A 14,757-nucleotide genomic window follows, 5' to 3' on the forward strand; every position below is an offset into this window, starting at 1 on the left:
TCTATCCCTTGATTAATGACGACGAAGGAAATCCACCGTAGCGATCTTCGTTATTGCGAATACGACAGTCCGTCAATCTTGCACCGCAAGCGTCCTTTGCTGGGTCATCGGTTGGATTGCCCTCAGCATCAAACATAGCAGTGCCTCGATAAGCGCACTCCTCGCCACGGTAGCGACCGTGGACAGCCCAGTGGCAAAACGATGTAATGTCACGGCTTGGTATCTTAGCGCCTTCGAAGTCCACAGGGTTACTCAGCTCAAACGTCACCGCACTGGCGTTCTCGCTGGTTTTTTGCTCAACATACCACACCTGTTTGCGGTACTCGTTTGGATTTGCGCTAGGATTGCCATCACTAAAGTTTGCAGCGTCTAGGTATTTCGCCATCGTATTAATGACAGTCAATCTAGCGCCTGCAAAGTCATCGTACTGCAAGCATAGTGCTGATACCGCGCCTTGCAATCCGTCAATATTATTTGCCAATGCAAGGCTGGGCGTTGATGCTTTGCCATCGCCTCGCATCTCAAGGCCGTCTGATTTGATTGGCATAGGCGTGTAGGTTTGACCTGCCCAAATAATATCGCGCCTGACAATATCCTCCTGACCTACTGGGTCGGTATGGCGCGTCATATCTGTATAGCGCGATTTGTCAGTGTAGCGGTAAATGTGCTGCCAGTCCTCACGCGAAATGTGGCCATGCCATCTAAACACACCAGCACCTAATGCGGTTGCGTCTAGCTCATAAAGCGTGACCAGTCCTGTGACTGAGAGCTTTTGCAAGTCACTTGATAACATTTAGACCTCCTGTATCGGCTGCTCAGTCTCATTGAGTCGCAAATCAATCCAGCGCCCATCTGTGATGTCGATTGGATTATCAATATCAGCGACGATAGCGACCAGCTCAAAATCAAACTTGCGCTTATATGTCTTGATATTAATAGTGCCGTCTGCCAGCTCGTCATAAATAACGGCAAACTTGGTATTGCCGTTGGCATCGTTTGGCAGCTCAATGTACCAACCATCAGTTGATAGTCCTGATGTGTTTTTTATCGTATAGTCACCGACGCCATTTTTGATAAACTCGATGTTTTGTTGCTCAGCCTCGTTGTTTAGCTCGATTTTGTCGGCAAACAACTTAACGATAGGTGACGCAGATTTGATAAATCCGTTGCTATCAGTTAATGTGTTTTTATCGTGCAGTAATGTATATAAAGATGTGCTAGAAGTATTCCAAACTTCTATATTTACACCTAAGCCACCCAGTCCGCACGAGATAATCGCCTCGGTATCTCGTACTTTAAAATACATAGATGGTGAGTACGATAGTATCGCGCTGCCCGCGATGGTTTGAGAGTTGCGAAATACACTTGACCGCGAGTTCAAGGTTGCAACCAAATCTGCTTTAGTTGCAGAACCAAGGCTCTGACCTTCTCCTCCCCACCCACTAAATACTACACCAGTGGTGGTCATCTGAGCTACGTTGCCAGGCAATTCTCCAACCAAACGACTAGCTGCGTTACTCTGGTCGCTAAAGTTGTTCTGTACTTTTTTGCGAAATACATACTCATTATCGCCCGTTTTGCTGTCGCCTTGTCCGGGGTCTGGTATTTGTACTGCCATGGTTATCTCCAAAATTAGATAATAAAAAACCCCAGTTAAGGGGTTAAGGTATAAATGCTTGCTTGAGATTAAAGGATATTTGCCACACGTTGCCACTTTGGTGCGGCGCACTAATAGCGCCATCAGTGCGATAGGTTTTTGTATCACCTGCAATCGTTACATAAAAAGGCGTAACACCCTTGTGCTCAATCAAAAAATCATAGATAGCGTCAATCTCGGCTTTATAGGCAGTCTTTGCGACCTGCCATGTTTCGCGCACATTGTTGATACCAAAGCTCGATACCTGATCGTAACCATCACCAAATTGCACGGTATTAGTTTTTAATGCGGTGGTGCGTGTTGCTCCTGCATCAACACACCAGTCAAACGTTCTAAGTGCCATACAGCATACCTCCCTGACGTTTTTCTTTACGCATAACGTCCATGACTACGGCTTTGATACCGTTAGCCATATCGCGCCCTATACGCTCATTATCGCCTTGTATTGAGCTATTGCCCTTGGCATCGACTGTTACACTGATATTCACATCGCCACCGCTTGAGCCACCATTATTTATAAAGCTAGTAAAATCTTTATTTTGCTTAGGCGATAATACGCGCTCACCCTTATCGAGTAAGTAAGTAGATTCTTTTGGCACATAATCTAGCCCGCCGTGGGCGATACCTGCAGGAGCAGCAATACTTGCGATATTACTCATTAGTGTGGTACCTGAAGCTACAGCCTCAGCAACATAGGCAGCTTTATCAACTGGCGTTACACCCGCTGCCATTGCCTTACCTATAGATTCTTGTATACTTAGTGCTGCACTCGCAATAGCAAAGCCTTTTTCAATCGCAAACATAGCCCGATAAGCCCCTGACTGCTCTCCAAAAAAAGCCTTGGTTAAGCCAGCAAGGCCGCTGAATAGTCCCTGATAAAGAGAAACGCGGTGCGCTGCCTGCTGCTCTGCCAGCGTCTTATCTTTTAAAGCATACTCTTGCTCTAACGCCCACATTTTATCTAAGTGTTCTTGCTTGGCGATCTCCAACAGCTCATAACGTTCTAAATCATTAAACGCCGGGTTACCGCGCTCATCGACAGCGTTTATCTCGCTTTCGCGGGATTTATACTGATTATTAATAGAATCAAAACCCTCTACATAATCTTGATTCAAGCGCCATTGCTGGTAATCTTCATCGTTTAATGTGCGCTGCATCATGCTATCTTTGCCAGTGCTTAGCGCGTTTATACCGCCTGCACGGGCGCTATCAGCAATGGATTGATACATTTTGTCCTGAGCACGAGCCTTGGCCTCTGATGCAAACTTAAAGTTATCTAAGTCCTTTTGATAAGCCGCGTTTTGCATATCAACATACATTTGACGCACGCTATCATCTTTGATGTTCGCGGCTTCGATCTCTTTGAGTGCTTTTTGATGCCTGGCATGGATGCGCTGCTCCTCGCCTTGGTATCTCTCCATGATGGATAGAGCTGCTGCGTTTTTTTCTTTAGCGTAGCGCTCTTCTTCGCGTGTCAAATACTTAGCTCGCTCAGCAGAGCCTTCGGCGTAGGCTTCTTCTATACTTTCAACACGAGCGATATGATCAAGCTCGATTTTCTCTTTATCGCTTGCGTATTGATTGACGATAGAAAGTTGAGCGCGTTCAATCGCTTCTTGCTGGCGCAATGCTTCTGCAGCGAGCCTTGCTTGTTCGCGCTGAGCTTGTTCAGCAATCTTGGCATCTTGCGCTAAAGCTTTACCATAAAACGTACCTGAAGATTTACGAGACATGCCAGCGCTATGCGCCGCCTTCAGCCATCCTGGCGCATTGGCCCCTTTGCCATCTTTGCCCCAAGCCGCTGCGTTTTGCTGAATACCAAAGTGAAAGCGACCAGCGCCCATATAGTCATTACCAGCACCGATACCGTTGATACCACGTGCGGCGGCCTCTTCAACGATAGCTTTTAGCAGTGGCAAATCTTTAGAGTTATTCCAGTCTAGTTTTTTACCACCCTTATATAGATCACCATCAGCGGCATAGCCATGGTCATGCGCAGTAGAGCCAACTCGCTTACCACCTGATCCTTTACCAGGCTGACCACCTGAATTCACTTTGAAAACTATCCCTTCTTCTTGTAAAAAAGATAATGCTTGCTCGAGCTCGGGATTTAAGCGTTGATTTCGAGTTGCGCCTTTGTTTGCGTATTGGATATATTTAGAAGCATCAGCGGTTGCTTTAGCAGTTCTTTCTCTAGCCTTAGCTTCGTTTTCAGCGGCATCAGCCAAGGCCCTAGTAGCTTTTATCTCCGCATCTACCGCGCCATTTCTATAAGGGATCCCATTATTATTATAAGGAAAAGCCACATTGGAGCCGCTTGTACCTAACACACTCCCGAATGAATTATTGATTGCAGGGCGCTGTGTATTGATTCTATTCATTTTGCTAGACGCGCCATCCAATAGCTTGTCTATAGTTTCCATATCCCTAGCCCACTGGCTAGATATATCCAACATACTGCCACTCGCTAGAGCGCCAGCGCTGAAGAACCCGGTAAATAGAGCCTTACCTTTATCCGCTAAAGTATCAGCGCTGAAGAAGTTCTCAGCGGTTTGGCCAATATTGCGCATCTGCATACCGACTGCTGAAAAAGCATTGATGAGCTGCCCGATACCCGCCGCTATCCCAACTACTGAGGCGGCGGCTATGTTTATAGCTTGTCCAACGCCACTAATTTCGTCTTTAAAGCTACCGCCTTGTTTCGTGCCTTCCTTAAAGTACTCTATTAGCGTCGCCATGGCCGGGAGAGCCTCAGTAACCAGCTCATTGCGTACGCCCTCAAAATTAATCTTTAGCCCTTCTACTTCATCGGCCAATATCTTGGACTGCTCTATAGACTCCTTGGTTCTGATGACGCCAGCTTCATTAAGATCGCGCTCATAGTTTCTGAGCGCTTCGCCGTTGTTATCCCACAAAGGTATGATATCGCCAAGGCCACTAGCCAAAGACTCAGTGACAAATCTAACCTCTTGCGTGGTTGCCCCTGCCAGCTCCATTTCATCTACGACGGCTTGGATAGCATCGACACTATCCATTGTTGACAAGCTTTTACCGAATATTTCTAATTCTGCGTCAGTTTTCTTAGTGGCTTCTTGCATAAGCTCTAAGGTATCAACCAATCCGCCACCGCCATTAGCACTAAACTCCCCAAGCTTTTCTTGAGCATCGGCCAGTATATCTCCTACGCTATCCATCTCTAACCCGTAGCTGGCAGTTGCAGCGGTCAAAACTTGTAGGTTTTCGGTCGAGGTATTGGCTCTTTTTGCCAGCCTTTCTAGCTGTTCATCCGCTTCGGCGGTCTGTAGTGCTAAAGTTACTAAGCCTGCACCCATGACCGCCACTGACGCTACAACAGAAGCAGCGCCCACCGCCGCTGCACCCGCTAATCCACCTTTACCAAAAGCATCGGAAATAGAACCAAGTTGCTCGTTAAGAGAGTCAATAGCACCACCGACAGGCGTACCACTGAGGTCCTCAATCAACTGCTCTTTAAACTTAGATACTGACTTACCCATATTCTCGGTACGGTCACGGGTTTCGCGTTCTGCGCGGGTCAAGCCATCTGTAAACTCACTTAGGCGTACCGCCAAATCAAGTGTCAGTCTACCAAGTGAGTTTGTTGCCATGATAAACACCTTTTTTGGATAATAAAAAACCCCAATCATTGCTGACTGAGGTTTCTTTAAATATTTTAGTTTGCTAAATTACTTTACCATTCTAGCATTTTGGCTTTTCAGGCTCTCAAACACACTAGATAGCATCGTAACGTATTAATGCTGCCAATCCAGATCAGCAGTATCGAACGTAAACTGCTGATTACCGTTATTGTAAAACCCTATTTCAAGCATCATTATTTTGGAATCTTTTAGTTTGTTTATAAAAAGTTCTTCAGAGCCATCCAAGAACATCGCTTCACTTGAGCCGCCAGCAGCCCTAGATAAAGAATATTGCTCAATACTATTATCATCAAACTTCACTGTCATGGTGCAATTTCGGTATTCACACCATAACTGACCATTATTTGTAACAAACAAGACCTCATTATTTAGTTCATCGGTATGCCTAATAATAATACTTAAGTCAGTACCACCACTATAGGGTGAACTTAAATGAACATTATTTCTAGATGTAGTTATAGCAGTATATGTCGTAGTATCACGCATTTTATCTACTGATTCACCATACATCCAGTTAGGGACTGCCTGAACCTCAGTAACTTCGTTCAATTGGGTAGCGTCAGTTTCTGCAACATTATTGCTAACTTCGCCAGCGCTGCTATTGTCTGCTACGCCCGGTGAAGGATTGTCAGACATGCCGGCCATTAAAGCCGAAAGCACCATAAATCCAATAAATACCACTGCAATCCATGTAAGGACTGACGTGCGATTAACTCTAGCACCACAACTGGGGCAGGAATCTGCATTTTTAGCGATAAAACCACCGCAATTTTTACAATTAACGAGCTTCGCCATACTCTGTCCTTAATGATTTTTTTTGCGATAAAAGCATTACTATAAATCATCAAAAACAATTCAGCAACATTTGTTAGTTTGTGTCCTCAATCTGATCTTCAAAGCTGACGATCACATCATCTTCATGTGGCATGAGCTCAAGCGCTTCTATATCACCCCCTTGAGATTTGATATAGGTAGCCATCATATTGGCGACCGCTTGCTCAACACGCCTGCCCACATTTAGACTGCCACGGCGATAGCGGTATTCCGCCCACTGCTTAATCTCAACCATCGTTAGATTGGTTTTTACTTGATGAACACTATTACCACCTATACCGTTGAGAGCCAATTCAAACAACAGCTCATGCTCGCCGGCGATTATTCCTTTTTCTTCTTCGGCGCCTGCTTCTCTACCGCCTTTTTTATATTATCAAGCCCCCATACCTTATTAAAGACAGCGTTCGCCAGTGGCTGAATAAAATTATCTTCGACTTGTTTTTTGGTGAATTGCAACTTACCGTCTTCATCAACTAGCGTCTTGCTAATCCATTCAGCAGCCACATCTTCCTTATTGTTCATGCAGTTATGCAGATCATCGCTGATGGCAAAAGGAAGTGTCTTGAACATAATATCGACTTCACAAAGCTCGCCTTTGTGATAAAACTCAACCGTTTCTGAATGTATTTCACCGACCAAGCTACCCGCTTTCACATCTGATAATAATATCTTTGCCATTTTAATAATCCCATAAATAAGTAAAGCCCCAATAAAAGGGGCTTTGGTTTAACCAACTAATCCATCCGTATCTTTTATAAAGCCTACGAATTTGTCTTATACGCAGTGATTGCTTTCGACTGACGCTTCATAGGCACTGAGTGCTTAACCAGTGAGTTTGGCTCAAACGTAGGGTTAGTGTCTTTCAGCTGCGTAACAAATGAAGTCCAAGTACGGGTCGGTGGAAGCGTGACAGAACCAGTCTCAAGCACTGGCGGCTCCTTACCGTCCGACCAACCAATAAAGACCTCGATAGTTGCGCGTTCATCAGCCAACTGCAGTAGCGTCATATGCGTCTCATTTTTGGGATCAGTGTTAATAGAGATAGACCCTTCACCGGGCGTAGTAAGTCCTGGTACCGATGTAGTGGTATCCTCTTCCTCTAGGCATGTATCGTCAATATCATTGACACTATCATCGCCGAGTGTAATGCCGGTGATGCAAATCATCTTAGTAAGCTCAGGCGTATCGCCATGCTTAATCCATACTTGCGTGCCTTGTGATAGTACGCCTTTTTCGACTTTAGCCATGATGCTAATCCTCTGTTGTTGAACGGTCTGATATCCAATTGGCATCAAAGCCGCGCCCGTAAAGTCGAGCGTTGGAATCATATTGATTGATTTTTGGGTTTAATATCCATGCACGCGACTCTAATGCGCTGCGTATCGCTCCACGTAACGCGCTTGCATATTTAGAGCTCGTGTCATAAACCATGATTTGAAATTGTACGTTGTCAAAGTTAGCGGGTGCGTCCAAGTGGTTCTCAGCTTGACCGCTGATGATTTGCCACACCACATAAGGCGCTTGGGTGCCCTCAGGTGCGACAGCCTCCCAAACCTTGGCTTCTACATCTATAAGCGACGTCACGCCAACATCGGCATTAAGCATGCGGTAAATAGGCAAATCGCTCATAGTTTGGCAATCTCTTTATCAAGTTCAGCGCTATAAGCGCGGGTAAACTCCGCTTGTACAGCGTTGATATTATTATTCAGCGCTGGACGTAAGAAAGGATCCGCGTTATTCGTAGCGGACCCAAACTCTTTAAAGCGCCAGTACCAAGTGTCGCCGCCGGGGTTCTTTTTGCTGCCTTGGGTTTGATAGCTGCGTCCAGCGCGGTTTGCTCTTCTGTTAGCACGGGTGTTAGCGTACTTTCTAGCGCCACCTTTGACTCCGACTTTCATCGTTACGTTGTCATAGCCTTTGGTTTTACCAGCTTTAACGACGATGTTCTTCCAAATCTTTTCGGGACTGTCTTTATCATCGATACGTTTGGCATTCTCACGCGCGGCTTTTTTGACGATGTTCATAGCTTTGCGACTAGCGCGATTGGCGGCGTTTTTAGCTTTACGCTTATTACCAAGCTGACGCAGTTTTGCTTGAACTTCATCGAGACCGGTTATATCGTTTGCCATGATTAATCCTTAAACTGCTCAACACCTGATGCAAGGTTAAAGGTCATATACTCGACGCCGGTTTCGTTATCAGGTAAGCCTTGGCTATCAATCGCATAAGTACGGCCCTGCCAAATCACGCGCATAGTCGTATCGATATTAAGACCGGTACGGTAGCGCACCATCATTCTAGCGGTAATCTCTGACTGAGCCGCCTGCGCTGTTAGTAGGTCTTTAGTAGAGAGCGGCGTGATCTTGGCATAAACCTTTTTGTGAGTGGTCCACGCACCATCTAATAGATGCCCGTCTGCATCACGGCCACCGCTGATATAGCGCTGGATAGTGACTCTATGCCGTAACTCGCCCGCATTGACTGCCATAATTAATCCATATCTAAAAAGGTCGAGCCTACGTCGGCGTCATCTTCTTGTTCGACTAGCTCGTTTATCAGCTCGTTGTTTTGGTCGATGAGCTCAGCAGTGTTTTGGTTACTAATGTCGATTTGCTGAATCAGTATCGTATTTTGTTCGACTACCTTTGTCATCAGCGCTATTAAGTCTTTGCAAGAGCAGCTTGGCTCTTCGCTTGGCTTCGCTGGTTCTGTCTTTAATCCACTCACGGCGCGCCTCACATCCTTTACAGTTCATATTAAACCCCCATGCGGCGGTACGGTTGCAGTACATGATAAGCCCCCATAGGCACCTCAACCATCGATGAATCACTGACTGACTCACGATGAGCATACCAATGCGCTACTATCATCAATGTCGCCTGATCAATAGACGCATTATCTAGCACGCCATCTGGATCCTCACTTGGTACCGCCAACTCATAAATAGTACGATCAAGATACATCTGAATATGATCTCGAGCGGCTGCCACATATCCAAGCAATAAAGCGTCTTCATCATCGTGGTCGATGCGGCATTGAAACTTTACCTGCTCAAGAGTCACCATCGTTAATCTGCCTTGTCGTCTTTAGCCTTGCTATCGGCCTTTTTGGTTGTTTCTGGTTTTGATGCAGTCGATTGAGGTGACTCGACTTCGACAGCATGACCTTTATCAATCAGATCTTTGCCTTCTTTGGCGGTTACGGTTAGCACTTCGTTCTTTTGTGCAATCGTGCGACCAATCATCATTCGTTTTAATATTTTGATTTTCATAGTTTATTACTCAGCCTTGTTAGCAGGCTCTTTTTCAGCCTTGTTTTTGGGTTTTGGCGCAGCCTTGGTTTCTTTTTCAGCATCAGCAGCCGCTTTCTTTTTAGCTTCAACTTCTTTTGGGTCTTCAAGCATCCCCATTCGCATAAGCTCTTTAGCATCTGAATCATTTTTGACTTCACGGGTATCGCCTTCGAAGTACTGGCGATCACCCCAGTGCTGCTTAGTGACTTTATATTTCATAACCTGCTCCTTTTATTAAGACAAAATCAGCTTCATAAACTGGCTTTGGCTTAATAAAAAGCCCCACCAATATGGCAGGGCCTTGTTAAATGATTTCGATTAAGACTATGGCGTGGTTTTGGCCAATAACGTTCCAGTAATGAACGCCTCTGGACGATAGACAGCCAGTGCCAGACGTTCTTCACAAAGAATGGTTACTTTGTTTTTCACAAAATCATCTTCGTTCTGGGTAGCGACCGCTACAGACGCTAGCTGGCGGTCAAACACTTGCGCACCAAGATTAAATGCACCGGTCAAGAACTTGCCCGCGCCCATGGCTTGTGTTGACACTACTGGCAAGCCCCACAGAGTCGGATTTGCAGTGCCTTGCGGCTGACCAATGATATAACGACCGTCATTATCTTTGGTCAGCTCAATCTTAGCCCAATCAATTGGGTTTAATACGTGGCCGCTTGCAGGGTATTCAGCCAACACCGCTTGCAACATTGCCAAACGCAGCTGATCCATGATTGTGTAGTTGGCAAGCGTGGCAGGATCGGCAAATGCAGTCGCTTGCGGGATAATGCCCTTGAGATTGCCACTCAAACCATCACCATTCAGTAATTGGCGGTCCTCAACCAGCTTTAAGCCATACATAAGGCGCTGACCGATATATGATTCAAGCTGTGAGGCATCATCCAAGATTTGACGTGACGCTTTGACAAAATGCGCCAGTGTGCGTACGGATGCTGTTTCATCATCAAACTGCAAGTCGGACTGCGCCTTGAGCGCGCCTTCAGCCGATTGCGCCGCAGCATTATTGGTAAAGCCAGTTTCACGCACATACTCAATAGAGTTGCTGTCAGTGGTACCGGGCGCCAGCAAGTCACGTATAGTAAGAATCTGATTGGGCGGCGCGATGATACCTGGTTGACGCTGTGCAGTAACAAGCCCGCCTGCAGAACCCGCGGCGGCGGTGGTGGCACTGGTGATATCAGATGCTTTAACTTGCAGCGTGGCGCGCTGCCCTGTTGCTGGGTTTTCTACAAATGACTTGAACTGATCGCTTTCAAACAGTTGCTGGCCAATAGATTTTTGCTGATCAGGCTCATTATTGCCGCGGCGTGCTTGTTTTTGCTCCATGTCGTCAAGACGCGTCTTGGCTTCATTCATGGCTGTTAAAGCTTCATCGACCTGATCTTTTAGATCGTTGATGCCCTTTTCGCCCTTTTCCATGCGACCTGTCAGCTCTGTGCCAAGGCCGTTTACTTTGTCAGTCGCTTTTTTAAACTCAGCGGCGAGCTCTTTAACTTGATCTTCTGGTTTCATAACCAATCCTTATACATTGATACTTTTTAAGATATCGAGCGCATCGCTCATATCGGTGTCAGCTGCTTTGGTATCTTCAGGCTCGCCCTGAGTCAGTGATCGCAAACCGTGCCCAGCTATGGCAGTCGCTTGCGATTTCGAAAAGCCACCAGCGTCACGCAGGAACTTCTCAAATTCTGGTAATGTGGGCAAATCGCCCTTTTCTAATTTAGATTTTATGTTGTCGACAAGGCTTTCGTCGTTAGCGGGGAACGTCACGACACTGACTTCTTTTAAGTCAATCGCTAGCAGCTCAAGCACATCATCGTCTTCGTTATATGACCATTTCTGCACACGGTAACCGATAGATAGGCCATCAATCGCGCCCGCCTTCATCAGCGCATGTGCTTCACGTGCCTTGGCCACATCTTTGACCAGCAATCGACCTTCGCCATACAAACCTTTTTCATCTTCGATAAGCTTGGTCCATACACCGATGACATCGCTACGGCTGTGCTGCCATAAAATCGGCGGCATCTTGCCTTTGTCAGCCCATGCTTTGATAGTTTCTGTGTACGCGCCTGCCTTGACGACATCGCCATAACTGTCTTCGACATCAAATACGCTGCAGTAGCCACTAAAAAAGCCATCGTCATCGATGGCTTTTACGTTGAAATCAATGGCTTTAGTCTTTAGTTTGCTCATCATTGCGCCCCAATAGCTCGATAGGTGTTAAGTTAAGTTGTACAGTTAGCTGATCAGCGCCGCTGTACGCTGGCTGATCCTCCAGCGCACGTACCTCATTGCGAGTGAATACGCCGTTTTGTAGCATTGTGCTGTAATAATTGGCGCGTCCTTGGCTGTCTGCTCGCAGCAAACCCTCCACCGAAAACTTAGGACGGTATTTAGCGCGGTCAGATGGTGACAATAGCTTACGGGCGATGGTCTGCTCGATGCGCACCAGTGTCGGCTGTAGCGAGTAAGTCAAATAACCCTGATTCATCTGCTCAAGACTAGATGCCCAGCTCGATGCTTTGTCTAAGTGATAAATAAGCTGCGGCGGTGTTTTGAATGTGCGGCAAATCTCTTCAACACCAAAGTTGCGAGACTCAAGCAGCTGAGCGTCGGCGGGATTGATGCGGATGTGGGCGGCACTAGCAGGCTCCATGCCCGCCTCCAGCACCATCCACTTACCAGCATTTTCAGGGCGACTAAACACTCCTAGGTTTTCTTTTAGCCGGTCGCGCTGCTCTTTGTTTAGTATTTTCTCGCCAGTCTTTAAAAACCCACCCGCTTTGAGATTGTTTTTAAACTCAGCGCCAGCTGCATTATTGGCATCAACCTGTGCGCCAATCACATCCGACTGGTACCGTATGGGCGACAAGCCCACCAAACCATCAAGCGTAAAACCCTTGATATGCAAGATGTCGTCTTCGTGGTATTTGCCATCGTCAGACTTCTTTTCATAAATATAATCAATCGCGCCTGTTTTACTGCGCCGCACCGTCATGCACTCAGGGTCCAAGATATCGAGAGAGATCACATCGCCTTTGGTGTTGCGATGGATGAGCGCATAAGCATTGCCCCAGAGGTCAAGACTGGCAATCATAGCCTCCCAAAACTCGCTGGCAGTCATGTCAGCATTGGGCTGGTCATGCAAAATCCGATAAAGAGGATGATTGACCGCTATGTTTTTATCACTGTCACGCAGATGCAGCGGCAATGATGCGATAGTCTCACTACGCAAGCGCACACATGCCCATACCGTCGCCAGTCGCAATGATGTATCTGCGCTGACACGGTTGCCCGACTCGGTGCTATTGCCGTTCCAAGGTGGTGATTCGCTATCTTTATCTAACCGGTTAGTGCCTGAGCGCCATGCGCCGCGAAAGCGTGACCACCAGCCGACGTCATTTAATGTACTCATGCAATTATAGGGTCCTGTAAAAAGTCGTCTAAGCTGCCATCGTCTTGGTTATGCACGACCGCACGCGCCAGCGCCATGATTGCAGCCACTGGGCCATCAATCTTGTTTTCGCTGCGCTCTTTGTTGGGATAAATATTGTCTTTTTTGTCAAGAGTAGCCACGACGTTCGATATCATCCACGTCATGATTGGACAGTCACCGTGCGCCCATCGCTGCGATAGCACCAGTGCTTCCATCTCTTTCATGGGTTCAGATATATTTTGTACGGTGTGGCGTATCTCAACCATGGTCACGCCCTCGTCTGACAAGTTTTGCGCAAGCTGCGCCGCCTGCCATGGATCATAAGCAACCTCACGAACGTCGTGAGTGGCCATATCGTCAGCGATATCCTCTTCGATAGTGGCAAAATTAATTACCTCGCCATCGGTCACCGTCAGCAATCCAAGCTTGTCCCACTCTTGGTACCGCTCACTATTAACCTCACCTTCTTCATAAAGGCGCGCCTCAGGGATATAGTATTTTGCGTGTATGTGATAATTAGGGTCATCGCCATACGGCGGGAACACCATCACCTTGGCGACGATATCGATTTTGGTTGCCAAATCAAGACCGATATAGCATGGCCTCCCTTGTAGCTCATCAAGAGACAGCCGCTCTGGCGCAAGGCCCCACTTAGACATATTCATCCAAGCAGACTTGGCACCGACAAACTCATTGACGTGTTTGGTTCTAAACGTGTTTTGCTTGCGAGCTGACTGCACCGCATCACGGCAACGAGCGGCCAAAAACTCACCGCCGACCGATATATCATAGTTTGGGTTGGCCTTACGTAGCGCCAGCTCGCTTGTCCAGTCATCGTCTTCGTCTTTGGTGTAAATCATCGCCCACATGTCAGGCATATCCATGACGCCTTCGAGCATCTTTTGCGCATCACGCACGAGCATGTAGCAGGGCCCACCGATACCGCTACCGGCAGTGGTAATAACAACCATCATCGGCTGCTCACGCGAACCCATACCCGTTTCCATTGTGTCGTATAGCGTGCTGTCTTTATGCTCATGGTATTCATCGACCAAGGCGCATGACGGACTTGAGCCGTCACCTGGTGTTCCGATAATAGGCTCAAAACGACTACCATCACGCGACACGTTCATGTTGGACGCATTGGATTCCACACCGTAAAACTCTTTGAGTGCTGGTGTGCGATCAACCATTTGCTTAGCAGGGCGGAATACCTCCCACGCTTGCTTCTCTGTGGTGGCCCCGCTGTACACTTCTGCGCCAAACTCATCATCAGCGACGAACATGTACAAGCCGATGCCTGCAGCGATAATAGACTTGCCGTTCTTACGCGGTACAAAGATAATCATGCGCGAATAGCGGCGCAGCTTATTCTTTTTATTAATCCAGCCAAACGGAATGCAAATGCTAAACAACTGCCATGGCTCAAGCGTAATTTTTAGGCGTTTTTGCGCCCACTTCCCCTTGGTATGCGGCAATAACTGGATGAATTTAGCTATTTTTTCAGCTTTAGCGGGGTCAAATTTGTATGGAAAATCCTTTGAACGACTGGCTTTTTTGTCGTCCAAGTGACGTTTGCATGCGAGTATTACCCACTTACACGCGATAATTTTGCCCGCAACAACGTCACGAGCGTACTTTTCAGCTTTCGCAACATTGGTGTATTTAGTACGGGCCATTTCATATTTTCTTGTCTTTTATTAGGCGTAAAAAAACCACCATGAAGGTGGTGAATTGGTTTACATAGTTTGTTTTATTAGCTCAATATTGACGAGCGCTTGATACTGGTGATTAGTAGCATTGTCATCCAAACACCACTCCACCTTATGTACTTTATATCGTT

General features: G+C 46.8%; 19 protein-coding genes. All 19 read right to left on the reverse strand.

Annotated elements, in window-relative coordinates:
• Nucleotide 1: 1 nt before the first annotated feature.
• The gene (locus BTV99_RS07065) at nt 2-793 is read right to left on the reverse strand and encodes a phage minor tail protein L (RefSeq protein ID WP_075101665.1); all 792 of its coding nucleotides are present in this window, start codon (nt 791-793) and stop codon (nt 2-4) included.
• Nucleotides 794-1,618: a hypothetical protein gene (locus tag BTV99_RS07070; RefSeq protein WP_075101666.1), complete on the reverse strand. Its 825-nt coding sequence runs from the start codon at nt 1,616-1,618 to the stop codon at nt 794-796.
• A gap of 43 nt (nt 1,619-1,661) precedes the next feature.
• On the reverse strand, nt 1,662-2,000 hold the full coding sequence (locus tag BTV99_RS07075) for a phage tail protein (protein WP_075101667.1): 339 nt from the start codon (nt 1,998-2,000) through the stop codon (nt 1,662-1,664).
• Nucleotides 1,990-5,283 (reverse strand): hypothetical protein, encoded by a 3,294-nt coding sequence (locus tag BTV99_RS07080; protein WP_143507093.1) that lies wholly within the window; start codon nt 5,281-5,283, stop codon nt 1,990-1,992. Before BTV99_RS07080 ends, BTV99_RS07075 begins: the two co-directional genes overlap by 11 nt.
• A gap of 144 nt (nt 5,284-5,427) precedes the next feature.
• Nucleotides 5,428-6,129 carry a hypothetical protein gene (locus BTV99_RS07085; protein WP_075101669.1) on the reverse strand — a complete coding sequence of 234 codons (702 nt, stop codon included), beginning with the start codon at nt 6,127-6,129 and terminating at the stop codon, nt 5,428-5,430.
• Nucleotides 6,130-6,202: 73 nt separating this feature from the next.
• Nucleotides 6,203-6,469: a hypothetical protein gene (locus tag BTV99_RS07090; RefSeq protein WP_256713744.1), complete on the reverse strand. Its 267-nt coding sequence runs from the start codon at nt 6,467-6,469 to the stop codon at nt 6,203-6,205.
• Between the two features lie 20 nt (nt 6,470-6,489).
• The gene (locus BTV99_RS07095; protein ID WP_075101670.1) at nt 6,490-6,846 is read right to left on the reverse strand and encodes a phage tail assembly chaperone family protein, TAC; all 357 of its coding nucleotides are present in this window, start codon (nt 6,844-6,846) and stop codon (nt 6,490-6,492) included.
• Between the two features lie 83 nt (nt 6,847-6,929).
• Nucleotides 6,930-7,415 (reverse strand): phage tail tube protein, encoded by a 486-nt coding sequence (locus BTV99_RS07100; RefSeq protein ID WP_075101671.1) that lies wholly within the window; start codon nt 7,413-7,415, stop codon nt 6,930-6,932.
• Between the two features lie 4 nt (nt 7,416-7,419).
• A complete protein-coding gene (locus tag BTV99_RS07105; protein ID WP_075101672.1) occupies nt 7,420-7,797 on the reverse strand; it encodes a DUF3168 domain-containing protein in 378 nt (125 codons plus the stop codon).
• A complete protein-coding gene (locus BTV99_RS07110; protein ID WP_075101673.1) occupies nt 7,794-8,297 on the reverse strand; it encodes an HK97-gp10 family putative phage morphogenesis protein in 504 nt (167 codons plus the stop codon). Before BTV99_RS07110 ends, BTV99_RS07105 begins: the two co-directional genes overlap by 4 nt.
• Before the next feature lie 2 nt (nt 8,298-8,299).
• Nucleotides 8,300-8,656, reverse strand: a complete 357-nt coding sequence (locus BTV99_RS07115; RefSeq protein WP_075101674.1) for a phage head closure protein — start codon at nt 8,654-8,656, stop codon at nt 8,300-8,302.
• A 2-nt stretch (nt 8,657-8,658) separates the two neighbouring features.
• A complete protein-coding gene (locus BTV99_RS07120) occupies nt 8,659-8,895 on the reverse strand; it encodes a hypothetical protein (RefSeq protein ID WP_075101675.1) in 237 nt (78 codons plus the stop codon).
• 29 nt (nt 8,896-8,924) lie between these two features.
• Complete coding sequence (locus BTV99_RS07125) at nt 8,925-9,233, reverse strand: head-tail connector protein (protein WP_075101676.1); 309 nt, start codon at nt 9,231-9,233, stop codon at nt 8,925-8,927.
• Nucleotides 9,234-9,235: 2 nt separating this feature from the next.
• Nucleotides 9,236-9,439 (reverse strand): hypothetical protein, encoded by a 204-nt coding sequence (locus tag BTV99_RS07130; protein WP_075101677.1) that lies wholly within the window; start codon nt 9,437-9,439, stop codon nt 9,236-9,238.
• 6 nt (nt 9,440-9,445) lie between these two features.
• Nucleotides 9,446-9,679, reverse strand: a complete 234-nt coding sequence (locus BTV99_RS07135) for a hypothetical protein (RefSeq protein WP_075101678.1) — start codon at nt 9,677-9,679, stop codon at nt 9,446-9,448.
• A gap of 105 nt (nt 9,680-9,784) precedes the next feature.
• Nucleotides 9,785-10,987 carry a phage major capsid protein gene (locus BTV99_RS07140; RefSeq protein ID WP_075101679.1) on the reverse strand — a complete coding sequence of 401 codons (1,203 nt, stop codon included), beginning with the start codon at nt 10,985-10,987 and terminating at the stop codon, nt 9,785-9,787.
• 9 nt (nt 10,988-10,996) lie between these two features.
• Nucleotides 10,997-11,671 (reverse strand): HK97 family phage prohead protease, encoded by a 675-nt coding sequence (locus BTV99_RS07145; protein WP_075101680.1) that lies wholly within the window; start codon nt 11,669-11,671, stop codon nt 10,997-10,999.
• Entirely contained in the window at nt 11,652-12,893 is a 1,242-nt protein-coding gene (locus BTV99_RS07150; RefSeq protein WP_075101681.1) for a phage portal protein, read from the reverse strand. Before BTV99_RS07150 ends, BTV99_RS07145 begins: the two co-directional genes overlap by 20 nt.
• Nucleotides 12,890-14,593: a terminase large subunit gene (locus tag BTV99_RS07155; protein WP_075101682.1), complete on the reverse strand. Its 1,704-nt coding sequence runs from the start codon at nt 14,591-14,593 to the stop codon at nt 12,890-12,892. The genes BTV99_RS07150 and BTV99_RS07155 overlap by 4 nt, the downstream gene beginning before the upstream one ends.
• Between the last annotated feature and the right edge of the window lie 164 nt (nt 14,594-14,757).

The sequence above is a fragment of the Psychrobacter sp. Rd 27.2 genome (assembly GCF_001921755.1).
Taxonomy (GTDB): Bacteria; Pseudomonadota; Gammaproteobacteria; order Pseudomonadales; family Moraxellaceae; genus Psychrobacter; species Psychrobacter celer.